Source organism: Marinobacter xiaoshiensis (assembly GCF_031631795.1).
GTDB lineage: Bacteria > Pseudomonadota > Gammaproteobacteria > Pseudomonadales > Oleiphilaceae > Marinobacter > Marinobacter xiaoshiensis.
This window is the reverse complement of sequence record NZ_JAVMBO010000003.1, coordinates 589,179-614,654: the sequence shown is the minus strand read 5'-3', so window position 1 is coordinate 614,654 and position 25,476 is coordinate 589,179. Positions and strand designations below refer to the sequence as shown.

Below are 25,476 nucleotides of genomic sequence, written 5' to 3'. Positions count from 1 at the left end.
GGCAATTCTCTCGAATATGAGTGGGTCAGGAAGGCTCGTTACTGTTACCCAGCAAGGATTCCAGTTGTTGGCGCAGGGCGTCTCGTTGTTCTGGTGGAACGGCTCCCAGCGCCTGCTCAAGTTCGTCGCTTTCCAGGCTGGCCTGTGCAAGCCCATGCAGGGATTGCTTTGCGGCGTCAGCAAAACCCGCCTTGGCGTGTGCTACACAAGCGTCGACGGCCGGTGCGAATGCTTGTGCTTCCGGGCCTTCAGGTTCTGAAAGCACAATTGGTATTCCGGTATCAGAGCCACTGGACAATGCCAGCGACAAGGGGATTTGTGCCACAGATGCCACATCGGCTGCTGCCAGAGCATCCGCCAGATGAGAGCGGGGGAATACATGAAAATGCCCACTGCAGTGGGGGCAGGTTACGCCCGCCATATTTTCCACCACGCCAATCATTGGCATGCCACGCTCCTGGCAAAAACGCACGGCTTTGAGGCTGTCCATCAACGCCACTTCCTGGGGTGTCGTGGCCAGTAATGCGGCTACATCATGGCCTTCAAGCATATCTGCCAGGGTAATCAGTTCGTTGCCTGTGCCCGGCGGCATGTCGATTACCAGAAAATCCAGCGGTCCCCAATCGAATGAGCCAATCAGGTGGTGCATGAAGTCGTGCTTGTAAGCATCCCGCCAGACAATGGGGGTGTCGTCCCTTTCCATCATAAAGGCCAAAGAACCAACCTTTACCGGGTGCTCCAGACCAAAAAACTCAAAATCCTTTGGTGGCAAACCCTGTTTGCCCAGGCGCACGCGCTGGCCCACAAAACCGAAAAACCGGCTTTGGTTGGGGCCATGGATGTCGGCATCCGCCACTCCTACCCGGTATCCTTGAGCTGCAAGCCCTGCAGCTACGTTGGCCGACACGGTGCTTTTACCCACGCCGCCTTTGTTGGCCATGACCATAATGATCTGGCCAATCTGCGCAAGGCGTGATTCAATCAGACGTTTTTCGTGCTGCCCCTTGTCCAGCTTGCACTGCTCTTCTTCTGGGCAGAACTGGCAGGCATGGCCACGGCCGCAATCTTCCGGTACCAGAGCCAGTGGGTCACGACCGGGAAAATGGGAAACCGCCATCTAAGGCTCCTTAGTTCTTGGTACTGCCATTCAGGCTTGTGTCCAGCAGGATCCAGGTGTGGGTTACGCGTTTGTTGCCATCGCGTTCGCTGTCGTTACCCTGCCATACAGCAAAGCCCATAGGTATGGTTTCACGATCAAAATCCACATCGTACTCGCCATCAGATTTGAACGGCCGCGACATCACCACTTGCCACTCCCTCTTTTGCGGAACGTCGCTGGTCACGTAGGCGCTGGCGCCTTTCACGCTCTGTTGGGGCAAGGTGGTGGTGCTGCCATAGCCACCCGCGGCCAGATTCTCCACTTTGTCCGTATCGGCGCGCCAATACCAGATGTTTACAGGGTTCTCGTGATCAGTCCCCATCATGTATGAGGTATCCACATCCTTCAGTGCAAACTGCACCGCCACACCATCACTAAATGTGTCTACGGTGGTGGCTCGGTCTTCGCTGGCATCTTTCCAATGCAGGCGAATGTATAAACGCTCATCCGAACGGGCTATCTGGAAATACACATGCTTGCCACGTGTGGAGCCTTCGTCGAAACGCAGGCCAACCGACTGATGTACCGGGGGTGCCGGTAACAGGTTGGTTCGATACTTTGGTAAGCGATCCCAAATCAGGTCGTCCGGGTCGTTTTGGGTGCGCAAGTAAATGCCATCAGGAATGCGAGAAACTTTCACCGTATCCCAGGCTTTTACCTCACTCACGTTCGGGTTCCTATCGGTGTGATCAGCCAGTAGGTTGCTGCTTGCCAGGATGCAGGCCGCCAGGGTTAGCGTGCCGGTTAGCCGGCCAATACTCTTTGCCAGGCGACCGTTTTCGATGTTTTTCGATGTCATGGCATGGTTCCTCATGCTAATCGGTTGGGTTCAGTCCCACATGGGCTGGCTGGTGGTTTCGGGGCCTGCTTTTCGTGCCCCTTCTTCGGGGCATGGCCCTACCTGATTTTCCAGCGCCAGCTGTTGGGTGCGGGTCCAGTCCGGGAGCACCTTCACCAAATGAGCCAGATTGGCATCCAGACCGTGCTGATTTTCATGGGCGTATTTTGCGCGAATGGTTTGCAGGAGGGGCCTGAGGTATCGCACCAGAAAATCCCGTTGAGCACGACGGTAAGGCGCAGCATCCCGCTGGTTTTCCAGTGCCTGAACCTCCAGATGGCACAGCAGTGCGCAGAACTCCAGCATCGCTATAAGGTGATCAGGCTGATCTTTGTGACCTTCGTCGTCCACTGCCGCTGTTAGCCCAAAGTGGGTATAAAATGCCTGAACATTCAGTAGATAGGCGCCAGGTGTCAGACCGCCTACCAGGCTGTCGTAGGCACTGGCCACCAATGGCACTCTGGGTTTACCCCGCTTACCGTGCACAAACGTGGCCATGTAACCCACTTGCAGATCTTGCGAAGTCGGGCTTGATTCAAACCTGGGCCAGGGTTCGCCACCCAGCGTTTGCCAGGCTTCGTTGAGCGCCTCTTGCAGGCGTCCATCGGTGAGAGCTTCCCAGGTTTCTTCCATGGGATAGCTCAGGGCCACGGCGGCAAGCCGATAGATAGCCCCGCGCGCCTCGGCGAACTCCCGTTCATGCTGCCGGACAGCGGGCGCTGCTAATTGCGTCATTGCATGCCTCCCGGCGTCAGCTCAGTTTGAACATTTCAGCGTGTTTGTAGCCAATCAGGATATCCATGAGTTCGCTGTCTTCCCCATCGGCTTTGGCCTGACGCGCATCTTGCAGCGTGTCCAGAACCTCTCCAGTGCGAGGCCCAAACAGGCTTTCCAGATACGACAGGGGTATACGGGACTCATCCAGTTGCTCGCCATTTTCGCCAAACTTGGGCGGCGACAGAGGGGGCACGTAAAACACGTTGGGCTCAGTGCCCCACTCCGCGTGCAGCGGCAAGGCCACTTTGTATTTCTCCACCAGCTTGTGAATCGGGCCGTCTTCATCGTCGCGATAACCTATCCAGCGGATGCGCCCTACACACTGTTGTGCACAGGCGGTGGGCAGGCCTTTTTCAATCCGCGGGTAACAGAAAATGCACTTCTCGGATTTGGAAATCTCCTCGTTGAAGTAGATCTTCTTGTACGGGCAGGCATTTACACAGTAGCGATAGCCACGGCAGCGTTCCTGATCCACCAGCACAATGCCGTCTTCCTGGCGCTTGTAGATGGCGTTGCGGGTACAGGCCGCCAGGCACGCCGGGTTGGCGCAGTGGTTGCACAGGCGCGGCAGGTAGAAATAGTAACTGTTGGGGTAATCACCCAAACCTTCGTCTTCGTCCCAGTTGGCACCCCAGGTAGGCTTCACGTTGGGGCGCAGCCAGGGGTCAGTGCCGGTCATCAGGGCGTCTTCGTAGTTGTACTCCCACGGAATACCATAGTCTTCCTGGCTGGGCTGGCGGCCCAGACGCAACGCGCCGTCGGCATCAAAACCGCCGCCCATGTTTTCGTAATCCCGCGGGTAGCCTTTACCCGGCTGGGATTCCACGTTGTTCCAGTACATGAACTCACGGCCGTTGCGGTTGGTCCACATAAGTTTGCAGGCTGCGGTGCAGGTCTGGCAGCCGATGCATTTGTTCAGATCCAGGACCATGCTGAGTTGGCGTTTAACAGTCATGATTATCTCCTCTTAAACGGCTCGTGGGTCGGTGATGTCTTCGTGCTTTGCCAGCTCAATGTCGTAGCAGCTCTCATGGATATGCTGGTTAGCGTTCCATTTGGCGTAAATAAACTGCAGATGACCCCAGCCGCCCGCCAATTCCAGCGGCTGCAGGAACACGGCATTGGACATGTTCATGTTCTTGCGCTGGATGTACTGATGCGGTTCCCAGCCGTGCTCCATCATGATGGAGTTCACCGGAATGCTCGGGTAGAACTTGGCCTGGGCGTAAAAGTCGCCGTTGGCATTGAACAGCCGCACCGTGTCGCCGTCCTTGATGCCCCGCTGCTCAGCCAGCTGCGGATTGATGTAGATGTTCGGTTCGCCCCGCTGCAAACGCAGAAGGTACTTGTTACTGCGCCAGTTGGAGTGAATACCCCAGCGGGCGTGAGGCGAATAGAATTCCAATGGGTAGTTGGACGCCTTGGGCCCCGCATGCAAACGCGCAGTGGGTACAGTGGAGTTCAACTTCTTGAACCAGGGGTGGTCACAGAAAAAGGTGATACGACCGGTCAGGGTTTCATAGGGCTTCTTGCCATCGGTTTGCGCGGTGAAGGGGTTATAGCCTTCATCCGGCTTCAGGGGCTGGTTCAGGCCGGCGTGCTCATTCATCACGATGAAGCCCTTCTCGGCGGCTTCTTCAATGGTGACGCCACCAAATTCCGGGGAGTCTTCAATGATGTGTTTGAGCACATCGTAGTCGGTGTTCAGTGTGCCCTGGCGGGTAAAGTCGTCGTGAATGGTGTGCAGATCACGGGTTACATCACCATCCTGGATCGGGCCAATACCGCGGGCGATGGCGCGTTCCTGAATCTTCTTGGTGAGCAGCGCCATGATTTCCCAGTCGGGCTTGGACTCGCCCACCGGCTCAACCGAACGGGTAAAGATGTTGGCAAAGCGGTGATAACCCTGGGTACGGATATCCCAGGCTTCATAGTGGCTGGCTGCTGGCAGCACATAGTCGGCCCACTCGGCGGTGGAGTCCATGCGCACGTTGATATTCACATACAGCTCTTCCGCCTGGCGCAGGTGTTCTTCGCGGTACTTTTTACTCATCTTGTTGCGGCGGAAGGTGTTGTCGGCAATGGAAATCATGCCTTTGATTTCACCGTAATACGGCATCCAGCCCTTTTCCATGGACTCGTTCATCATCTCTTCCATCTCATCGAGATCGAAGCCAACGCGTTTTTTCAGCTTTTTGTTGTCAAAGTGCTTGCGAGCACCTTCCATCATGCCGCCACGCAGGAATTCACCCAAACCACCGGCTTCCAGACGGGCTGATTTTTTGCCTTCAAAGCCTGCCAGTTCGCTCCAGCGGGGATGATTCCACACAACCCATGAGGTATCCAGGCCACCGGTACGACCACCATGGCCGGTTAAGGCCAGCGTGAGGGCGTAGCCCCAGCAGGTGTAGAGGCAGTTGGAGTAGCTGGAGGTGATGTAGCCCAGCATGATGATGGCTTTTTTTGACTTGGCCAGCAGGCGTGCTTCCTGGCGCACGATATCCGGGTGAATGCCAGTATGTTCCCGGGTCTTTTCCGGTGTGAACTTCGCCGCTTCCTGCTTGACCTGCTCAAATACCGTGGTGACCTTGAGGCCTTGCTCTACCGTAAAGGTGCCTTCAAGGGCCGGGTCCACATTGTCGAGCTTCAGGGTTTTGTCATCGTCACCCATGGAGCCTTTGGCTTTTACGGCCTTGTTAGTGTTCAGATCCCAGTGGTAAAACACTTCATCGGAACCCCCTTCCACCAGATCTGATTCCCGCAACAGATTGCCGGTATCCCGGCGCACCAGCATGGGCAGGTCGGTCTGCTCTTTAATGAAGTCAGATTTATACAGCCCCTCTTCCAGGATCACGTTAACAAAGGACATGGCCAGGAAGGGATCGGAACCTTGCTCAATGGGCATCCACAAGTCGGTGTGAATGGCACTGGGGTTGTAATCCGGTGAGGTACTGGTGATGCGTGCGCCGTTGTACTTGGCTTCCCATATATAGTGGGCATCCGGAATACGGGTGGCATTGGGGTTGATCATGCCGAGCATAATGTAATCGGCGTCAAACCAGGCATCCGAGGTGAAACTCTCCAGCGGGTTGCCGTAGGCGAGGTGCGCACCAGTCAACAGATCGCCCACCACGGTAAAGCCGTCGAGCTGGATACCACCCACCAGAGCTGCGAAACGCGCGGGGCCAGACTGGCGAACCATGGTCTGGTTGCCGGAACCCTGGTGAGTCTTGAGTTTGCCGGGGCCGTGTTTCACAAAAATATCGATAATCTTGTCCGCCACTTCTTCCGTGGCTTGATCCCAGGAAATACGCTGCCATTTACCCTCGCCGCGCTCACCGGCACGCTTCAACGGATAGCGCAGGCGGTCCGCTTCGTACATGGAGGTGGAGTGAATCGCGCCTTTCTGGCAACCGCGGGGGTTGGCATCGGGGATGTTCTCGTGAACCTGTGGGTATTTGGCGATCTGCTCTTCGCGGATAACGATGCCGTCTTTAACGTACACGTCCCAGGCGCAGTTACCCATACAGTTAATGCAGTGTGCCGCGTGGCCAACGCTGTCCCATGTCCACTCATTGCGGTACAGGTCTTCCCAGTCACGGTACGGGTATTCTGTGGCCAGGGTGTCTTCTATTGGCTGTAGCCGGTTCAACGCCCAAACATTGCCACTGAGCATGACCCCAGTACCCGTTGCGCCCAAACCCTTGAGGAAATCGCGGCGCTTAAGCTTCCACATTCCCATGACTCTCTCCTCATCGACAATTGCCGCTTTGTGCCGATCAGGGCCGGCCGCAGCTTGTTTATGACCTGTTCGTCACGCTTAAAATTAATGGGTTGCCCGATGTGCAGTCTTGCGAAGGAAAGCAGCGTTAATGACATTAATTATCATATAAGAAACAATGTTATAAACTATCAGTGCGCTTTCTTCATCGGCAACTCCTTTAAAATTATCATAGGTTATTTTTTCGAAGTTGTCGTAATATACCTATTACTGAGAATCTCCTGGTAAATCTTGATACACGTCAAATATGAGCAAGCACATACTCAGCACTTCCTTGCAAAAAGGCATGTCCTAACGCTTACTTTTACAAACATGAAAGCCTGTGGAATGGTTCAGACTCTGGAGATCGATATGAAAACGGTACTGAGAAAGCACGCGCTGACTGGCATTATCCTTGGCACCTTTGCTCTGCCGGCAATCGCAGCAGATGCTGAAGCAATTACAAAAAAAATCACCACGTGTGTTGCCTGCCACGGTGTTGACGGCCAATCCACAGCCCCGATCTACCCCAACCTTGCTGGCCAGGCACCGGCATATCTTGAGATGGCCCTTAAGGCTTATCGTGCCGGCGAACGCAACGGAGGAATGTCGGCGGTTATGACACCGCAGGCGAGGAATCTGACCGATGAAGATATTGCGGACATGGCTGCTTATTACAGCAAGCAATAATAAAATATATCTAAATTACTTTAAATTTTTAAATGCCGGATTATACAGCCAAGTTATAACCCGGCATTGAAATGCATGTTCAATTCAGCTCTGTTACCAACAACCTCTTCAATTAAAGGCAGTTCCTGACTGCTTACCCAGCGCCTTCAAAATCTTCGCCAGAGGGCAGAACCCGGTAAAAGCTGCCTGCAGCATATTTGCGCCCACAAATGCGGTGAACCAAAGCCAATAAACAGAATGCAATTGCGACAAAACAACACTGAGGAGAACGAACGCTCCTGCAATGGCAAACACAAGACGCTCAATAGACATAGTCATCACCTCTAAATTGATACTGCCCAGGCACTCAACCAAAAAAGCTGAAATCAGCCTCCAGATCGGGCTGGTATACTTGCCTGCATAAGCCCTAAGCACAATGGTTATAACCTTATGCCTGATCAAACCAATATCTCATATTGTCCCTGTGGCAGCCAGCGTAACTATGCGGACTGCTGTCAGCGCTACCATGATGGAGACATTGCCCCAACCCCTGAAGCGCTCATGCGCTCACGCTTCACCGGTTTTGCTCTGAAGCTGGAAGATTATTTGCGATCCAGTTGGCACCAAAGCACGCGACCAACCAGGCTGAATCTGGACGATTCACCAGACTGGGTATCGCTACGAATTATGGATAGTGGAAAAACAGGCGATACAGGCCATGTGCACTTTCAGGCTATTTATCGCATGGGGTCGGGCTGGGGATATTTGCAGGAGAATTCCGTGTTTGTGCGGGAAGATGGGCGCTGGTACTACCTCAAAGGCCAACCGGATGAAGGTATTCTGAAACCCGGGCGCAATGAACCCTGCCCTTGTGGTAGCGGCAGGAAGTTCAAGGTGTGTTGTTTGTAGAGGGTTCGTTTATTCCCCTCCGGTCGTTGTGCGCAAGATAACCCCATCATCACCAACTGCAAGGCCTAACGAGTCGTTATAGTAACTGAGCATGTTGATCCGGCCACCCACTGGCGATGCAAGTTTGCTCCAGCTGCTGCCATCCACACTCTTCAGCATGTTGCCCGACTCGGTGTAGGCGATAGATAAAGTGCCGGATGGGTTACTTCCTACCCCTCTGAAGATTTCGGTAGTCACTCCGGTAGCCTCAATCCACGTTGCTCCTTGATCAGATGATCTGTACACGGTGCCATTAGAGACAACAACAACCCCACGATTACCCGAGAATGCAGCACCTGCAAGGCGCTTCAGGGAGCGTTGGACTTCGGACCAGCTTGCTCCCCCGTTTACGGTGCGATAAATGCCTCTAATGTTCACCATCACACCAACCTGGTTGGTATAAAAATGGATTCCGACGATGGGGTTTCTTCCACCAAACACATAAGTCCAGGTAAGACCCCCATCTATTGTTTTAACAGTTGCCCCGTCACCATAGGCGTAACCAATCATGGAGTTGAAAAAGTAAAAATTGGTGAAAAGATCGGAACCAGACGGCACAGCAAGAACGCGGCTCCAGTTAAGTCCCCCATCGTCCGATTGGAAGATACTTTGACTGCCCCCCGCAGTAAACAGTCCCGCATTGGTTGAAGCCATCGCTCTCTGCCCGCTAGGTAGCGATGAATCCTCAACCCATGTGAGCCCGCTATCGGTTGACTTATAGCTTGTGCTGCCCAGAATGTAAGCCGTACTGGCATTTTTGTAATACACGTTATAGAAGTCCTGTGGCACACGTTCAGGGAAGATACTGGTCCAGCTTGTTCCCCCATTGGTGGTGCGGTAGATCTGACCTTCACCCCCCACTGCCACTGCCATGGCGGAACCCGTACCGAACGCGACGCCGAAAGTGGTGGTTTCCAACCTGCTACCGCCCGCCGGGAATTTGGTCCAGGTTATCCCTCCATCCGTGGAACGTGTAACAGAACCGCAGGTGGATACAGCCAGGGCATTGGTACCTGAAAATCTGATATCTTCCAATCTGCAATCGGCACTCCCTCCTGCAGCATTAATTCCCGGCACCTTCGTCCAGGTTTGGCCGGCATCGTCAGTGCGCATCAATGAGTTCGATATATCACCAACGGCAAAACCGGTGGTGGCGCTGGTGAAAGTGACGCTTATCAGAGTGCAGGTCTGACAGCCAGCCGGTGTATCAATCCGGTTCCAGCTGGCGCCACCGTCGACAGAACGCAGGCGGGCACCGCCTGAACCCACAATTATGGCAACATCGGCATCAGCAAAACTCACTCCAAAAGCGTGTCCGAACGCCGGCACTGTGATCGGTGTCCAGGTGCCGCCACCGTCTGTGGTATGAAGAATAGTCCCGGAGTCGCCAACGGCGAGGCCCAGGTTCGCGTCAAAGAAGTGTACTTCGTGCAGTGTGGTTTCTACGGTGCTTATCTGAGGCAACCAGGTCTGCCCGCCATCATCAGTACGAGCGATAAAACCCCTATCACCCACTACATATCCTAAGGTGCTGCTGACAAAATGCATGGCGTTAACACTGCTACCGATGGCAAAACTGGTGCTCCATGTGGCACCGCCGTCAGTGGAGCGCATGAATACGCCACCGCCACCGGCCGCCACGAACACATCTGCGCCCAGATATTCAACATCTCGGAGGGTATTGCCATGGGGTTTGGGTTCTATCCAGCACCAGCCAGCTTGCGCACCGCCCGAACAGGCCAAAAGTGTTTGGGTAACTGTAATTACGGCATCGCTGCTGGTAACGCTATTCACCGGGTTGGTCACAATCACTCTGTAAACAGCGCCGTCGTCCGCTGCGAGGGTGAGCACGGGAGTGGTATAGCTGGCGGCGTTGGCACCTGCAATATCTATATTGTCCCGTTGCCACTGATAGCTTAATGGAGCAGTGCCCCCTGCAGTCACTGTGAAAGTGGCCTTTTGGCCTTGTTCAACTGACTGCGCCAAAGGCTGGGTTGTAATTGTCGGCGCAGCCAATGCGGCATTTACCGTCAAGATGGCCGCAGCGCTATCAACAGATCCGTTGTCATCGGACACCCGCACCGTAAAGCTGGCACCCGTGTCTGCCAATGCTGCAGTCGCCAAGGTGTAGCTGCTCCCTTGCGCGCCGGCAATATCACTGCCGTTTCGACGCCACTGGTAGCTTAGTGTCCCGGTCCCTTTAGCCGCTACGGAAAACAGGGCAGCCGAACCTTCTGTTACAGTTTGACTGGTTGGCTGGGAGCTAATCGAGAGCGCCGCGGGAGCTGTATTATTACTGTTATCGTTGTCCCCGCCACAGGACGCCAGTAACGGCACCATGATCAGCGTTAGCCAAAGAAATACTCTTGGAAAGGCGCCACTCGGGCGAATAGATGGGCTAAAAAAGACGTTTCTGCTATTAAAAATATCCATGGCTGAGACACCCCCGTGGGTGGAGTTTTCCGTTCAGCCGAACCAATATCCAGCGGATACGGTTACTGTATCCATATAGGCAGGGGGTTGGGATCTGTCAAATAAGCTCACCAGGAAACACTTATCAAAACCACTCATCTCTGATGGGTGTTCCATACAGTCCACTGGTGTGGTTGATATTTCTACTTCCCAATGCAAAACGAACCAAAAATCTTTCCAAGCAAATCATCCGGCGTAATCTGCCCTGTGATTTCTCCCAAGGCATCCTGGGCTGCCCGTAAATCTTCAGCCAACAACTCACCAGCACCATAGCCTTCCAGCTGCGCCTGGCCTTGTACAAGAAAGTCCTTTGCACGCTCCAGCGCATCCAGATGCCGGCGACGGGCCAGAAAGCCACCTTCGGTGGTGCTGGCAAAGCCCATGCATTGCTTAAGATGGTCCCTGAGCACGTCCAGACCATCGGTGGACTTGGCTGCCAGTCGAATCACTGGTGTACCGTCGCCAGATACCTCTGAAAGCCCTACGCTTTCGCCACTCAGATCAACTTTATTCCGGATTACTGTAACCGGTGCAGCCGCGGGTAGCTGGTCGATAAAATCTGGCCAGATTTCATGGGGTGCGGTTTTCTCAGTGGTGGTCGCATCCACCATTAACAGAATTCGATCTGCCTGACGTATTTCATCCCAGGCACGAGCAATACCTATTTGCTCCACTTCATCCGGGCTGTCCCGCAGACCAGCGGTATCGACAATATGTAGAGGCATACCATCAATGTGGATGTGTTCCCTCAGCACATCCCGTGTAGTGCCTTCAATGGCAGTTACAATAGCCGCTTCGCGACCGGCCAGGGCATTGAGCAGGCTGGATTTTCCGGCGTTGGGGCGCCCTGCAATTACAACCTTCATGCCATCACGCAGAATGGTGCCTTGCTGGGCTTCGCCCAGAATATCCTCGAGTTGTGCAAGCAACGCCTGCAGATCAGTGGCTACCTTGCCATCGGCCAAAAAATCGATTTCTTCTTCCGGAAAGTCGATGGCAGCTTCTACATAAATCCGCAGGTGTGTAACAGCCTCAACCAATGTTTCGATCCGCCGTGAAAACACTCCTTGCATGGATCTTACTGCACAGCGAGCCGCCTGCTCTGAACTGCTTTCAATGAGATCGGCAATGGCTTCGGCCTGGGCAAGATCCAGTTTGTCGTTAAGGAATGCACGCTCGGAGAACTCCCCAGGGCGAGCCAGCCTGGCCCCGAGTCGACGGACTTCCCGCAAAAGAAGATCCAGAATGATGGTGCCACCATGGCCCTGCAACTCAAAAACGTCTTCCCCGGTAAACGAGTGCGGATTCGGGAAAAACAACCCGATGCCTTCATCTATCAACTCGCTGTTCTTATCCAGAAAAGGCCCGTAATGGGCGTATCTGGGCTTTGGCGAATACCCCAGCATTGCGGTGGCAATGTCCTTTGCCAGTGGCCCAGATACTCGAACAATTCCTACGCCAGCCTGGCCAGGTGCTGTGGCTATGGCTGTTATGGTGTCGGGCGTATTGGAGATTCCAGGGTTCTGGTTCATGGGTAATGCCTCTTCCACAGCAATTTTGTGCATTCCTGAAACAGTAAAGGCCCCTTTGCGGAGCCTCTACTGAACAATCAAACGGTCACAGGATCAGTGCTTTTTTGTGGCCATTTCTGCTTCGATTTTGCGAGTAATGTACCACTGCTGGCTGATCGAAAGAATGTTGTTTACCAACCAGTAGAGTACCAGACCTGCCGGGAACCACAGGAAGAAGATGGTAAATACTACTGGCATCAGCTTCATGATCTTCGCCTGCATGGGATCGGGAGGCGTCGGGTTCAGGCTCATCTGTAACATCATGCTGGCGCCCATAAGGATCGGCAGAATGAAGTAAGGGTCCATTACCGAAAGGTCGTGGATCCAGAGCATAAATGGCGCATGGCGCAGTTGTACGCTTTCGAACAGTACCCAGTACAGGGAGATAAACACTGGCATCTGCACCAGAATTGGCAGGCAGCCACCCAGCGGATTGATCTTTTCTTTCTTGTACAGCGCCATCATTTCCTGAGACATGCGCTGGCGGTCATCGCCGTACAGTTCTTTCAGACGGGTAAGCTGTGGTGCAACTGCCCGCATACGCCCCATTGAACGATAGCTGGTTGCTGATAGTTTGAAGAACACAGCTTTAACCAGAACGGTCAGCAAAATAATGGATACACCCCAGTTTCCTACCCAGCTGTGAAACCATTCCATGATGATGAACAGCGGCAAGGAGATGAAGAACAGCCAACCGAAATCGACAGTACGGTCGAGGCTGGGCGCAACGGCTTCAAGGCGATCGATAATCTTCGGCCCTACATAGGCACTGGCGCCAATTTCTGTTGTTTCACCAGGTGCGACTGTTGTTGCCGGGTATACAAAACCCATTACATGCAGGGGACCACGGCGAGTGGTCTGGAATTGTGCGGGTTGGTCCCGATCAGGGACCCAGGCAGCAAGGAAGTAGTGCTGCAAAAATGCCATCCAGCCGTTAGTGACTGTTTCGTTAATGCGCTTGTCTTCCAGATCACCAAAGTCATATTTTTCGTAAGGGTCTTCAGGTGAACTGGTCACCAGTCCCAGAAACGCCTTGATACCCATGCTGGGGCCAGACGTAGGATCTGGTGACTGGTCACGAACAATCTTGCCGGTAAAGTTACCCTGCCAGTTCTCACTGGAACGGTTATCAATCAGATAACGAACGCGAATCTCATAGCTGTCACGGGCGAACTGATAGAGCTTGGTGATTTGAACACCGTTATCCATGGTGTGAACGAGATTAACGGTCAGTTCGTTTTCGCCTTCCGCAAGTTCATAGCTGGTGGCATCTGTGGTGTATACGGGAGCTTGTCCGTTCTTGGCACTATCCGGGCCATTTTGGCCAATCAAACCGCTTTCAAGCACATAAAAACGGTTTTCAGTGTTGTTGAGAAGCGTGAGAGGTTCTTCACTATTCAGCGACTTGTTATAGCTAAGTAGAGAGCTTTTGACGAGGTTGCCACTAACACGATCAACAACCAGATCCAGTACATCGGTGCGGATTGTGATGTATTGATCACTTACGCTTACACCGGAAGAAGCAGGACTGGATACGGATTGGCCAGTTTCCGGTGTTGTAAATTCTTCGTTTGCACGATTTGCGGTTGTGCTCCCCTGGGAGACCTCGCCTGGAAGTACCATGGCATCAGCCGAACTGTTATCGGACTGGATACGCCCGGATTCTGCAACCTGCTCAGTAGGAACCGGCTGGTGATAATCTTCGTTCCAGGCAAGTACCATCAGATAACTGACAATAGCCAGGCCGGCAAATAATACGATGCGTTGAATATCCATAGAGTTACTGTCTGGTCTGGGTTGTTATTGGGGAATGGTCAGCCCGAGGGCAACAGGAGGTCGTTTCTTCTGGAGCAGAGTTTACAGTGCCAGGTACTGGATCGTAACCGCCTTCGGCCCAAGGGTGGCATCTCAGCAGGCGTTTAACTGACAGATAGAGACCTTTCAGTGAACCGTGATGAGAAATAGCTTCCACAGCATATTGTGAGCAGGTTGGATAATGGCGGCAATGGCTGGCCATTAGCGGGCTGATGGCATACTGGTAGAAGCGGATGGGAAAAAGAAGCAACTTTCGCATTAACCTGTTCCCTCACCGGCAGAAGTGGTTTCTGCTGGCCGAGATGGCGGTAGCTGATAGTATTTTTTCGATAACCGATGCCAGAGACCATCGAGAGAAGCACGGACGGCGTGATTGTCCATTGCTGCTAGCCCTTGGCGTCCAAGAACGATGATATCCATTCCGGGAAGTTCAGGCTGGTTACGAAAGGTTTCCCGTACCTGGCGCTTGATCCGGTTTCGCTGAACAGACAGTTTCAGGTTCTTTTTCGCAAATACAAGACCGATCCTGGCATGTCCGAGATTATTCGGAGTAGCCAGGATCAGAAAATTCCTGTGCGGAACCTTCAGCTGTACGTCGTTGAAGACTTTGCCGTAATCAGCTGGCCGTAGCAGGCGATGTGATTTCGGAAAATTCAAAGCCTTCATGAGGCGAACGACAGATTACGCAGACAGACGTGCACGGCCTTTGGCACGACGACGGGAAATTACCTTGCGGCCGTTGGCAGTTGCCATACGGGCACGGAATCCGTGAACGCGCTTACGCTTCAGTACGCTTGGTTGAAACGTTCTTTTCATGGTGACTATCTCACAATTCGTGTGTTGGACATTCAGGAAATGGCTTAAAAAATTAATAGCCAAAACAGGAGCGGCATTCTATGCAAATTCTGCTGAGGGTTCAATGTTTATTGGTAGGGGCTTATGCCGATGCCGGATTGTATGTTCGGGGAGGTTGGAAAACAAACCAGCCACCTGGAGGTGATCAGCAGAATAATAGTAGTTATAGGTCTTTTTAATATTCTTTAAAGAATTCTATTATTACTGTTATTACAGGGGCTGTTTTCTGTGGAGAACTGAAATTATACTAATAAAATCATATAATTGGATCATTGATAAAGGATCGTAAAAGTGGCCCTAAGCCCTGTGGATGAGTTCATAACGGATTGTGGACAAGTAGGGATGAGGGAAGAGGTTTTAGTTATCCACCGAAAGACAAGGTGATTGTGCACAGAGCTGAGGATCGGTTGTACACACAGGGTTGTGTGTAACTATTCAGTCAGGAATTTTCTGTACACAAGGTTGTACACAAGTCTGTAAAATATTGATAAATCGGTAGATAAATTTCCACAGGGTGTTCATGAAGAGCCTTTTGCTCTTTCACTGAAGGGTCTGGCGGGTTAGAATCCGTGGTCATCTTTCGGGATCGGACAGTTGTTGTCAGGTCCGAGAAAATTATGGGTTATCGGGAGCTGGCTGTCGTGCCGAACAGACTGTGGCATCAATGTCTTGAAGTACTCCGGGATGAGTTTCCCGCACAACAGTTCAATACCTGGCTCAGGCCTCTTCAGTCTGATCATCGGGAAGGGCAACTGATGTTGTTTGCCCCTAACCGTTTTGTGATGGACTGGGTCCATGAGAAGTACCTCCGTCGTATAGAAGAAGTGCTGAAGGATTTAAACGGTGGCCAGGCTCCACGAGTAGGAATGAAAGTAGGCTCAGCTCCCCGGGAAAGTGAGCCGGTTGTGCGCTCCGAGCTGGTTAAGCAGGATACCGGCAAGCGGATTCAGGAAGAGTCCGGTGGCAGGGTGACTGAAGAAGAAAAGGTTGTTGCAGCAACTTCAGGCGGTAATCGGCAAGCACAGCTTAATGAGTACACATCCAACGGTGGGCGCAGGCCGGTTCAGGTAGAGGGTGATATCAAGCACCAGAGCTTTCTGAACGAGGGCTTTACGTTTGACACTTTTGTAGAGGGCAAGTCGAACCAACTCGCACGAGCCGCCTCCATGCAGGTTGCCGAGAACCCCGGTGGTGCATACAACCCGCTGTTCTTATATGGCGGTGTGGGTTTGGGTAAGACCCACCTTATGCACGCAATCGGGAACGACATTGTTCGCCGCAACCCTAACGCAAAGGTTGCTTACTTGCGGTCTGAGCGATTTGTTGCCGATATGGTCAAGGCATTGCAGCTGAACGCCATCAATGAATTCAAGCGGTATTACCGGTCAGTCGATGCCTTGCTGATTGATGATATCCAGTTTTTTGCCCGTAAAGAGCGCTCACAAGAAGAGTTCTTTCATACCTTTAATGCGTTGCTGGAAGGTGGGCAGCAGGTCATCGTAACCTGTGACCGGTTTCCGAAAGAAATCGTGGATATGGAAGAGCGTCTAAAGTCCCGCTTTGGCTGGGGGCTTACAGTGATGGTTGAGCCCCCTGAGCTGGAAACGCGGGTTGCGATTCTGATGAAAAAGGCTGAGCAAACCAATGTTAAATTAAGCAGCGAAGCCGCTTTTTTTATCGCCCAGAAAATACGATCAAACGTGCGAGAGCTCGAAGGCGCGCTTCGTTTGGTGATAGCGAATGCTCACTTCACCGGCTCGGAAATTACGCCGCCGTTTATTCGGGAAAGCCTGAAAGACTTGCTTGCCCTGCATGAGAAGCAAGTAAGCATAGATAACATTCAGCGTACGGTGGCTGAGTACTATAAAATCAAAGTTGCGGATCTTCATTCCAAGCGGCGCACTCGTGTGATAACCCGGCCCCGCCAAGTCGCCATGGCGTTGTCCAAAGAGCTGACGAATCACAGCTTGCCGGAAATTGGCGATGCGTTTGGTGGTCGAGATCACACCACCGTTTTGCATGCGTGCAAGAAAATTGTGGAGCTTCAGGAAACAGATCCTGGTATCCGCGAGGACTATCAGAACTTTATGAGATTGCTGACCACCTGACTTCTGTGCAGAAGATGTGTGAAGCCTCAAGCAAAAATTACATTCATCCTTCCAACAATAGAAAGCTGAGTGACATGAAACTGACGATCAGCCGTGAATCCCTGCTCATACCTTTGCAAAGCATTGCCGGTGTTGTTGAAAAAAAGCAGACCATGCCGGTACTGTCCAACGTATTGCTGGTAGCCGAAGACAACACCCTGGTTCTGACCGGGACAAATATGGAAGTTGAGCTGGTCGGCCGGGTAACACCTGTCCATGTTGACCATCCAGGGCGTATCACCGTCCCTGCCCGCAAGCTTTCAGATATCTGTCGGTCTCTAGGAGACGAAGCGCCAATCGAGCTTGTGCTTGAAGGCGATCGTTTGCATGTACGATGTGGTGCAAGTCATTTTACCCTGTCTACCCTGCCTGCTGAGCATTTTCCCAATGTGGAAGATGAGCCTGAGAGTTTCCGGCTGGAGCTGCCGCAGAAAGAACTGAGGCGTATGTTCGACGCAACTGCCTTCGCTATGGCCCAGCAGGATGTGCGTTACTATCTCAACGGTTTATTGCTTGAAGTAGATAAGGACCACGTGCGCACGGTTGCTACCGATGGTCACCGGTTGGCTATGGCCCACGTTCAGTTGAACACCGGTTGTGCCGAACCTCGGCAGGTAATTGTGCCTCGTAAAGGCGTGCTTGAGTTGTCGCGCCTGCTGGATGATGTAGAAACACCCGTTACTCTGGTTATTGGTGATAACCATCTGCGAGCTACGGTTGGGTCGTACACGTTTACCTCCAAGCTGATTGAAGGCAAGTTCCCGGACTATAACCGGGTAATTCCCCGCGGCGGCGACAAGATTGTCCTGGCAGATCGTGGCACGCTTAAAAACACCCTTCAGCGCGCCGGAATATTGTCCCATGAGAATATTCGCGGTGTTCGGCTGAACCTGGCCACAAACGAATTGCAGGTGTTTGCAAACAATCCGGATCAGGAACAGGCCGAAGACGCGCTGCCAGTGGATTATCAGGGCGAATCACTACAGATCGGTTTTAATGTAGGCTACCTGATAGATGTAATGAATGCGCTGGATGATGAGCAGGTAAAGATCACCCTGTCGAATCCCAACAGCAGTGCATTGATCGAATCGCAAACTGATAACCGCTGCCTTTATGTGGTTATGCCGATGAGGCTATAGGAGATAAGAAATGGGCACCGTAACGAACGGAATCAAAGGCGTATTCAGAATAGGGCAAACACTTTCTGTACTCGGCCGAACCGGTGTCAATTGGGTCAGGGGGGAGCGCCCCCCTGCTCCGCGTATGCTGCGCCAGACTTTCGAATCACTGGGCGCAACCTACATTAAACTCGGGCAGTTCATCGCCAGTTCACCGACCTTCTTCCCGAAAGAGTATGTGGAGGAATTTCAGTACTGTCTTGATCGTACGCCTAATTTGCCGTTCGGTGTTATAAAAGGAATTATCAGTAAAGAGCTGAATCGGCCGATTGATCAAGTGTTCTCCGAGATTGATCCGGTAGCTCTGGCCTCCGCCTCCATTGCCCAGGTGCATGCGGCGCGCCTGGTGACCGGCGAAGACGTGGTCATCAAAGTCCAAAAGCCAGGTGTTGAAAATATCCTGCTGACCGACCTGAACTTCCTGTACCTATCGGCACGTATCCTGGAAACCCTCGCACCCAAGCTCTCCTGGACGTCTCTCTCAGGTATCGTTGAAGAAATTCAACGCACTATGATGGAGGAGTGTGACTTCATTAAAGAGGCGAACAACCTCAAGGTTTTCCGGAAGTTCCTTCATGATACCCATAATGAAGATGCAACAGTCCCAGCGGTATATGAGCATGCTAGTACTCGCCGGATCCTGACGATGGAGCGGTTCCACGGTGTACCCTTAACGGACCTGGAAAGCATCCGCGGTTATGCAAAGGATCCGGAACGAACGCTGATCACGGCCATGAACACCTGGTTTGCCAGCCTTACGAAGTGCGAGTTTTTCCATGCGGATGTCCACGCAGGCAATTTGATGGTGTTGAAGGATGGGCGCGTAGGGTTTATTGATTTTGGTATTGTTGGACGTATTCGCCCAGACACCTGGGAAGCGGTCAGTGATTTTATATCGGCAGTGATGGTTGGGAATTTCGAGGGCATGGCAGATGCCATGATCCGTATCGGGATTACCAAGCATACCGTGAAGGTACACGATCTTGCTGCAGATTTGCGCAAACTTTACCAGCAAATGGATAAAATGGTGCCCGATCATGTCCCTTATCAGGCGGACCAGGCTGAGGACGACGTGAATAGCATCCTTATGGATATGGTGAAGGTCGGTGAAAGCCACGGCCTGCACTTTCCGAGGGAGTTCGCTCTGCTTCTGAAACAATTCCTGTATTTTGATCGATACGTACATATTCTCGCGCCGGAAATGGATGTGTTTATGGACGACCGCCTGAATATGCTTCACTGAAGGCAGTCGCCTTCGCAAGCCTGGTTTTGTACACTAAGGCAGCAATTCGTGTGATTCGCGAGTTGCTGCCTTTTTTCGTGGATTCGTTCCATTCCTCTTGCTGCCGCGACGAGCTTTGCTTCCTATGGCGCTGGTTAAACTTCATACCGAGTTTTTTCGCAACCTGTCTTCTACTGAACCTGTTTCCTTCTCACCGTCTTTCAACTTTCTTCACGGTGCGAACGGTAGTGGCAAAACCAGCGTGCTCGAAGCAATTGGTTATCTGGGTTTGGGCCGATCCTTCCGGGTGAGTAGACATCAGGCAGTTGTGCAGCATGGCCAGCAGCGTTTCACCGTGTTTGGTGGCCTGGACCATGGGTTTGACAGCCATCGTAATAATCCTGGTGAAGGGGCTCTTGCCCATCGCCTGGGGATCTCCCGGGATGTTGCGCAAAAAGAAACGACGTTGCGGGTCGATGGAGAAAGTGTACGCAGCTTATCTTCGCTCGCGATGCATTTGCCAGTTTCGGTAATCGATCCGGGCGTGTTTGACATTGTCGCGGGAGGTCCCGGAAAACGTCGGCAATTTCTCGATTGGGCAGTGTTCCACGTGGAACCTTCTTTCGCTTCAAGCTGGCAACAGTGCCAGAGAGTCACATCACAGCGGAATCAAACGCTGAGAAATGGTAGACTAGACGAATCCATGTTGCGTATCTGGGATACCCAGTACGTGGCACTGAGCGAACGAATAAGCGATGCCCGAAAGACCGCCTTTGATCAGTTCAAAAGGGCGTTCGACAGCCTGGTTCACGAAGTGGATGTGAGTTGGACAGACGGGCTGAAACTTGAATTCTACCCTGGATGGGACACGAGTCAGTCTCTGGCTGATGTGTTGGTACGTCACAGGGAGCAGGAAGCCCGCATGGGGCATACCCTTTATGGGCCAAACCGTGCAGACATCCGCATCAGGTTTCAGGGACGACCGGTGGCGGAAACCTTTTCTCGCGGCCAGCAAAAGACCCTCGTCATTCTGATGAAGATTGCCCAGAGCATGGTGTTAAACGATCTTGGAAAGCAGGTAAGCTTTTTGGTTGACGATATTAACGCCGAGCTGGATGAGAGCCACAGAACCATGCTGGCTCGGAAGTTACAGCAGTTACGTTGCCAGGTATTTATTACCGCCATTGAACATCCTGATCCGGAGTCGTTGTGGCAGAATAACCAAATACCTGATTACCGAATGTTCCACGTGGAACATGGCAAATTGAAGGAAGAATAAAACCGGCCTACCGACCTTTTAGCCGCACAAAATGCTGCTTCAGGATTGCGCCGGCCCTTAAGCTTCAGGAGTTTCCTAATGAGTGAATCGAGCTACAGTTCCGCCAATATCAAAGTCCTGAAGGGGCTGGATGCGGTACGAAAACGGCCAGGGATGTATATTGGCGATACCGATGATGGAACCGGCCTGCATCATATGGTCTTTGAACTGGTGGATAACTCCATCGATGAAGCTTTGGCAGGACACTGCTCCGAGATAGGCATCATTATTCACCCGGATGAGTCGGTAAGCGTTCAGGATAATGGCCGGGGAATTCCTGTGGATATCCACGAGGAAGAAGGCGTATCCGCTGCCGAAGTTATCATGACGGTGCTGCATGCCGGGGGTAAGTTTGATGATAATTCCTACAAGGTTTCTGGTGGCCTTCATGGTGTAGGCGTTTCGGTTGTAAATGCGTTGTCCTCTACCCTCACCCTGACTATCCGTCGCGATGGCAAGGTGTATGAACAGGTGTACACACACGGTGTGCCCGTTGCGCCCCTGGCACCTGTTGGCGATACGGAAGCTTCTGGTACCCGGGTACATTTCATACCGTCTCCGGAAACCTTTTCTACTATTGAGTTCCACTACGAAATTCTGGCAAAACGCATCAGGGAACTGGCGTTTCTGAACAGTGGCGTTCGCATTCGTCTGACGGATGAGCGCAGTGGAAAGGAAGAAATTTTTGAGTACGAAGGCGGATTGAGAGCGTTTGTTGAGCATCTCAATACCAATAAAACGCCTATAAACCGGGTTTTCCATTTTACCCGGGAACGGGAAGACGGCATCGTGGTTGAAGTTGCCATGCAATGGAATGATGCCTTCCAGGAAAACATCTACTGCTTCACTAACAATATTCCCCAGCGGGATGGTGGTACTCACCTGGCAGGTTTCCGTTCAGCACTTACCCGCTCCCTGAACAACTACATTGAACAGGAAGGTCTGGGTAAAAAGGCAAAGGTAAGCACCTCCGGTGACGACGCCCGCGAAGGTCTGACGGCTATCATCAGTGTGAAAGTTCCTGATCCCAAGTTCTCTTCGCAAACAAAAGACAAACTGGTTTCTTCGGAAGTAAAAACGGCCGTTGAGCAGGAGCTCTACCAGAGCTTTGCCGAATACCTGCAAGAGCAGCCTAACGAAGCCAAACTGATCGTTAACAAGATGATTGAAGCAGCGCGTGCCCGTGAAGCAGCGCGTAAAGCTCGGGACATGACCCGTCGCAAAGGTGCTCTGGATATCGCCGGCCTACCCGGCAAGCTGGCAGACTGCCAGGAGAAAGACCCCGCTCTATCCGAACTGTTCATAGTGGAGGGTGACTCGGCCGGCGGTAGCGCCAAACAGGGCCGAGACCGCAAAACCCAGGCTATCCTGCCGCTGAAAGGTAAGATCCTGAACGTGGAGAAAGCACGTTTTGACAAGATGCTGTCCTCTGCTGAAGTGGGTACTCTCATTACGGCTTTGGGGTGTGGCATTGGTCGGGAAGAGTTCAACCCTGACAAGCTTCGCTATCACTCCATCATTATCATGACGGACGCCGATGTGGATGGTTCTCACATCCGCACGCTGCTACTCACGTTCCTATTCCGCCAAATGCGCGAAATTATCGAACGTGGCCACGTATTTATTGCTATGCCTCCCTTATATAAGGTCAAGCGTGGCAAGCAGGAGCAGTACCTGAAGGATGAGAAGGCAATGGAGGCCTACCTCACCCAGACATCTCTGGAAGGTGCACAACTGTATGTGAACCCGGAAGCGCCACCTATCAAGGACTCTGCCCTTGAGACCATGGTGAAGGATTATCAGGCGGTTATGGCGATGATTGAGCGCCTGTCCCGCGCGTATCCTGCGATGGTGCTGGAGCAAATGCTGCACAACGATACTCTGAAAGCAGAGGATCTGAAGGATGAGCAAGCAGTAGCTGCTTGGGCAAGTCGTCTGGGTGATGGTCTGGAATTGGACACCCGCACCGGAACCAAATTTACCTTCTCCGTCAAAAAGGATTCTGAGCGGGGCCTGTTCCTGCCCATGGTAACCATTCATGTACACGGTATTCCTACGGAGTACGTGTTTAACCATGACTTCTTCGACTCACCGTCCTACGCTTCAATTGCACGCCTTGGCGAGACCCTGAATGGCCTTGTTGAAGACGGAGCCTACATACAGCGTGGTGAGCGTAAGCAGGCTGTGTTGTCGTTTGAGGGCGCACTGAATTGGTTGATGAAGGAAGCGCAGCGTGGCCTGACCATTCAGCGCTATAAGGGTTTGGGCGAGATGAACCCGGATCAGCTCTGGGAAACCACCATGGACCCCGATAGCCGCCGCATGATGAAAGTGAAGATTGATGATGCTGTTGCAGCAGACCAGATCTTTACAACATTGATGGGTGATGATGTAGAGCCCCGTCGTGACTTTATCCAGGCTCACGCTTTGGAAGTGCACAACCTCGACATTTAATGGGGTTTTAAGCAGGTACAAAAAAGCGGCCCACTGTGGCCGCTTTTTTTATACCTGAAAACCGGGTGCCTCACTGGATTACTGCATTATCTTCCGTCATACGAAGCTGATTACCTGGCTTTTTCCTTCTCCGCCAAATGAGGCGCCATGACTTCTTCCAGAGTGTAGCCCGTAAGCCTGCGGATGGTTCTCCAAAGATAATAGAAAATGAGCATCATCATCACCATAGAGGGGATGGCAATCATCGGATAGCTCACCAGAGTCATCCTTCCAAGCTCTTCATTGAACGCTTGGGTACCGGACGGGCTGACGACAATCCAGCGGGCGAGAACGTAGTTCATGATGGAAGAAAACAGAAAGGTGCCGGCAAAAAAGTAGCTGGCATTGAGCAGGCGCCCTTCGAATTCTTCTACCTGGTCCTTTTCTTCCAGGGTCTTCTGAATTTTATCGACATCGAGCACATTAGGATTGTAGAGGAGCGTGCGAACCAGGGGGTATTTCGTGCGTGTTGAGGCAAGCACCGCTAGACCAATGATTGCGGGAATAGCTGCTTCCTTTATGGCGAGCCAGCCGGCATCCAGTTCCAGCAAGCCGATACCACCTGTTAGACCCACGCTTACCAGGCCCAGCAAGGCTATAAAGTTCTTTTTGTTGTAACGAATCAGCTCGAAAAGGCCCCACCCTAGTGGAAAGGCCAGGCCCAGGATCAGGGCGTTGACACTGCCAAGATGCTGGTCGCCACTGAACTTCATCAGGATAACGGATGGAATGATAATGCTGACCAGAAGATCGACCCAAGGTCTGGGTTTGTGGTCGGGCACGGCGGTAGTATTTGATGCGGTCATGGCTCTGCCTGATTAGTGAAACTGCTCGGGCCAGTATACGACGAACGCCATAAAAAAACCGAACCCGGAGGTTCGGCTTGTTTCACAAATGGATCAAACAAAAGGTATCAAGCGCCGACTTCTTTCAGGCACTCTTCAACGATCGCCAAGCCTTCTTCAAGGATACTGTCCTCGATCGTTACCGGCATGAGGAAACGCAGGGTATTCCCAAACATGCCACAGCTAAGAAGGATCAGTCCCTTCTCTTGGGCTTTCTTGGTAATTGCTGCAGCCATTTCGGGCATTGGTTTACGGCTTTCCTTGCTTTCAACCATTTCGAATGCGGCCATGGGCCCCAGCCCACGTACGTTGTCCACATGGGTAAACTGCTCCTGCCACTGGGTAAAGCGCTGATTCAGCTTTTCGCCAAGGCGTATGCTCTTGCCCAGGATATCCTCTTCCTTGAATACCTCGAATACAGCAAGGGCAGCCGCGCAGGCAGTCGGGCTGCCGGTATAGGTGCCGCCCAACGAGTTGGGCCCGGACGAGTCCATGACTTTGTCGGTACCAACAATTGCTGAGATTGGCATACCGTCAGCCATACTTTTCGCCATGGTAATGATGTCAGCTTCAACACCACTGTGCTCAAGCGCAAACATCTTGCCGGTACGGCCAAAGCCACTCTGAACTTCGTCCACAATCAGCAGGATGCCGTTATCGTCACAAATTTTCCGTAGTGCTTTAAGGAAACTGGTGGGCGCTGCGTAAAAGCCACCCTCGCCCAGTACCGGTTCGAGCACGATGGCAGCAGTCTGGTTTGCCGGAGAGTCGGCTTTCATAGTCATCTGCAGGCCACGCAGTGCTTCTTCCTCTGTAACCCCGTGATACGGAACAGGATAAGGTGCGCGGAATACGCTTCCTGGCATGGGGCCAAAGTCGGTCTGGTAAGGTGCTGCCTTGCCATTCATTGCCATGGTCATAAAGGTGCGGCCGTGATAACCGCCGTTGAAGCAGATGACGTTGGTGCGACCAGTGGCCGCTCGGGCAATCTTGAGGGCGTTTTCCAGTGCTTCCGCACCGGAGTTGGCCAGCATTACTTTGGCATGGCCTTTAACCGGAGTGACTTCGCTCAGCTTCTGCGCCAGGCGCACATAGCCCTCATAGGGCATAACCGTTTGGCAGGCATGCATCAGCTTATCGAGTTGGGCTTTGATCGCTGCCACTACTTTCGGGTGGCGGTGGCCGATGTTGAGAACACCAATACCACCGGCAAAATCGATCATACGTTTGCCGTCAGCGTCCCACAGTTCTGCGTTGGTTGCGTGGTCAGCAAATTGCTCATTTGGGCTCGCAACGCCTGCTGCAACATAGCGTTCTTTGAGTGCCTGAAGTTCTTTGTTGCTCACTTTGCCATTCTCCCTGTGTCTCTGATAGTAACAATCTCGTTCCTCAGTGTAGGGAGTAGAACG

At 52.5% G+C, this 25,476-nt stretch carries 21 protein-coding genes; 7 read left to right on the top strand and 14 right to left on the bottom strand.

Annotated elements, in window-relative coordinates:
- Window positions 1-25 precede the first annotated feature (25 nt).
- Genes RKA07_RS02725 through clrA form a run of 5 tightly spaced genes read right to left on the bottom strand, consistent with a single transcriptional unit; the run spans window position 26 to window position 6,516 of the window.
- A complete protein-coding gene (locus RKA07_RS02725) occupies window positions 26-1,117 on the bottom strand; it encodes a P-loop NTPase (RefSeq protein ID WP_310965488.1) in 1,092 nt (363 codons plus the stop codon).
- Window positions 1,118-1,127: 10 nt separating this feature from the next.
- Complete coding sequence (locus RKA07_RS02720; protein WP_200370848.1) at window positions 1,128-1,958, bottom strand: ethylbenzene dehydrogenase-related protein; 831 nt, start codon at window positions 1,956-1,958, stop codon at window positions 1,128-1,130.
- 30 nt (window positions 1,959-1,988) lie between these two features.
- A complete protein-coding gene (locus RKA07_RS02715; protein WP_200201616.1) occupies window positions 1,989-2,732 on the bottom strand; it encodes a molecular chaperone TorD family protein in 744 nt (247 codons plus the stop codon).
- A 16-nt stretch (window positions 2,733-2,748) separates the two neighbouring features.
- A complete protein-coding gene (gene clrB, locus RKA07_RS02710; RefSeq protein WP_200201615.1) occupies window positions 2,749-3,729 on the bottom strand; it encodes a chlorate reductase subunit beta in 981 nt (326 codons plus the stop codon).
- Window positions 3,730-3,741: 12 nt separating this feature from the next.
- Window positions 3,742-6,516, bottom strand: a complete 2,775-nt coding sequence (gene clrA, locus RKA07_RS02705; protein ID WP_435404605.1) for a chlorate reductase subunit alpha — start codon at window positions 6,514-6,516, stop codon at window positions 3,742-3,744.
- A 390-nt stretch (window positions 6,517-6,906) separates the two neighbouring features.
- Here clrA and RKA07_RS02700 point away from each other — a divergent pair, with 390 nt between their 5' ends.
- Window positions 6,907-7,224 carry a c-type cytochrome gene (locus RKA07_RS02700; RefSeq protein ID WP_200370841.1) on the top strand — a complete coding sequence of 106 codons (318 nt, stop codon included), beginning with the start codon at window positions 6,907-6,909 and terminating at the stop codon, window positions 7,222-7,224.
- Window positions 7,225-7,332: 108 nt separating this feature from the next.
- On the opposite strand, the gene RKA07_RS02695 is transcribed toward RKA07_RS02700, so the two are convergent.
- The gene (locus tag RKA07_RS02695; RefSeq protein WP_310965486.1) at window positions 7,333-7,536 is read right to left on the bottom strand and encodes a YgaP family membrane protein; all 204 of its coding nucleotides are present in this window, start codon (window positions 7,534-7,536) and stop codon (window positions 7,333-7,335) included.
- 117 nt (window positions 7,537-7,653) lie between these two features.
- On the opposite strand from RKA07_RS02695, the gene RKA07_RS02690 reads away from it, so the two are divergent.
- Complete coding sequence (locus tag RKA07_RS02690) at window positions 7,654-8,112, top strand: YchJ family protein (protein ID WP_200201612.1); 459 nt, start codon at window positions 7,654-7,656, stop codon at window positions 8,110-8,112.
- A gap of 9 nt (window positions 8,113-8,121) precedes the next feature.
- Here the strand turns inward: RKA07_RS02690 and RKA07_RS02685 are convergent, their stop codons facing one another.
- From RKA07_RS02685 to rpmH, 6 genes are all read right to left on the bottom strand, one after another.
- Complete coding sequence (locus RKA07_RS02685; RefSeq protein WP_310965485.1) at window positions 8,122-10,584, bottom strand: YCF48-related protein; 2,463 nt, start codon at window positions 10,582-10,584, stop codon at window positions 8,122-8,124.
- Window positions 10,585-10,766: 182 nt separating this feature from the next.
- Window positions 10,767-12,155 (bottom strand): tRNA uridine-5-carboxymethylaminomethyl(34) synthesis GTPase MnmE, encoded by a 1,389-nt coding sequence (gene mnmE, locus RKA07_RS02680; protein ID WP_227715149.1) that lies wholly within the window; start codon window positions 12,153-12,155, stop codon window positions 10,767-10,769.
- A gap of 93 nt (window positions 12,156-12,248) precedes the next feature.
- On the bottom strand, window positions 12,249-13,970 hold the full coding sequence (yidC, locus tag RKA07_RS02675) for a membrane protein insertase YidC (RefSeq protein ID WP_310965484.1): 1,722 nt from the start codon (window positions 13,968-13,970) through the stop codon (window positions 12,249-12,251).
- 4 nt (window positions 13,971-13,974) lie between these two features.
- On the bottom strand, window positions 13,975-14,268 hold the full coding sequence (gene yidD, locus RKA07_RS02670; RefSeq protein WP_200201609.1) for a membrane protein insertion efficiency factor YidD: 294 nt from the start codon (window positions 14,266-14,268) through the stop codon (window positions 13,975-13,977).
- Window positions 14,268-14,675 (bottom strand): ribonuclease P protein component, encoded by a 408-nt coding sequence (rnpA, locus tag RKA07_RS02665; protein ID WP_200201608.1) that lies wholly within the window; start codon window positions 14,673-14,675, stop codon window positions 14,268-14,270. The genes yidD and rnpA overlap by 1 nt, the downstream gene beginning before the upstream one ends.
- Window positions 14,676-14,690: 15 nt before the next feature.
- On the bottom strand, window positions 14,691-14,825 hold the full coding sequence (gene rpmH, locus RKA07_RS02660) for a 50S ribosomal protein L34 (RefSeq protein ID WP_008172542.1): 135 nt from the start codon (window positions 14,823-14,825) through the stop codon (window positions 14,691-14,693).
- A 680-nt stretch (window positions 14,826-15,505) separates the two neighbouring features.
- On the opposite strand from rpmH, the gene dnaA reads away from it, so the two are divergent.
- From dnaA to gyrB, 5 genes are all read left to right on the top strand, one after another.
- Window positions 15,506-16,972: a chromosomal replication initiator protein DnaA gene (gene dnaA / locus RKA07_RS02655; protein ID WP_200201607.1), complete on the top strand. Its 1,467-nt coding sequence runs from the start codon at window positions 15,506-15,508 to the stop codon at window positions 16,970-16,972.
- Between the two features lie 74 nt (window positions 16,973-17,046).
- A complete protein-coding gene (gene dnaN, locus RKA07_RS02650; RefSeq protein WP_200201606.1) occupies window positions 17,047-18,150 on the top strand; it encodes a DNA polymerase III subunit beta in 1,104 nt (367 codons plus the stop codon).
- A 10-nt stretch (window positions 18,151-18,160) separates the two neighbouring features.
- Window positions 18,161-19,432: an ABC1 kinase family protein gene (locus tag RKA07_RS02645; RefSeq protein WP_200370829.1), complete on the top strand. Its 1,272-nt coding sequence runs from the start codon at window positions 18,161-18,163 to the stop codon at window positions 19,430-19,432.
- A 124-nt stretch (window positions 19,433-19,556) separates the two neighbouring features.
- Window positions 19,557-20,690: a DNA replication/repair protein RecF gene (gene recF, locus RKA07_RS02640; RefSeq protein ID WP_200370827.1), complete on the top strand. Its 1,134-nt coding sequence runs from the start codon at window positions 19,557-19,559 to the stop codon at window positions 20,688-20,690.
- Between the two features lie 78 nt (window positions 20,691-20,768).
- Window positions 20,769-23,183 (top strand): DNA topoisomerase (ATP-hydrolyzing) subunit B, encoded by a 2,415-nt coding sequence (gene gyrB, locus RKA07_RS02635; RefSeq protein ID WP_200201603.1) that lies wholly within the window; start codon window positions 20,769-20,771, stop codon window positions 23,181-23,183.
- Window positions 23,184-23,293: 110 nt separating this feature from the next.
- Here gyrB and RKA07_RS02630 read toward each other — a convergent pair whose 3' ends face one another.
- Together RKA07_RS02630 and gabT are read right to left on the bottom strand one after the other, a co-directional pair.
- Window positions 23,294-24,028 carry a VC0807 family protein gene (locus RKA07_RS02630; protein WP_310965480.1) on the bottom strand — a complete coding sequence of 245 codons (735 nt, stop codon included), beginning with the start codon at window positions 24,026-24,028 and terminating at the stop codon, window positions 23,294-23,296.
- A 107-nt stretch (window positions 24,029-24,135) separates the two neighbouring features.
- Complete coding sequence (gabT, locus tag RKA07_RS02625; RefSeq protein WP_310965478.1) at window positions 24,136-25,413, bottom strand: 4-aminobutyrate--2-oxoglutarate transaminase; 1,278 nt, start codon at window positions 25,411-25,413, stop codon at window positions 24,136-24,138.
- Window positions 25,414-25,476 lie beyond the last annotated feature (63 nt).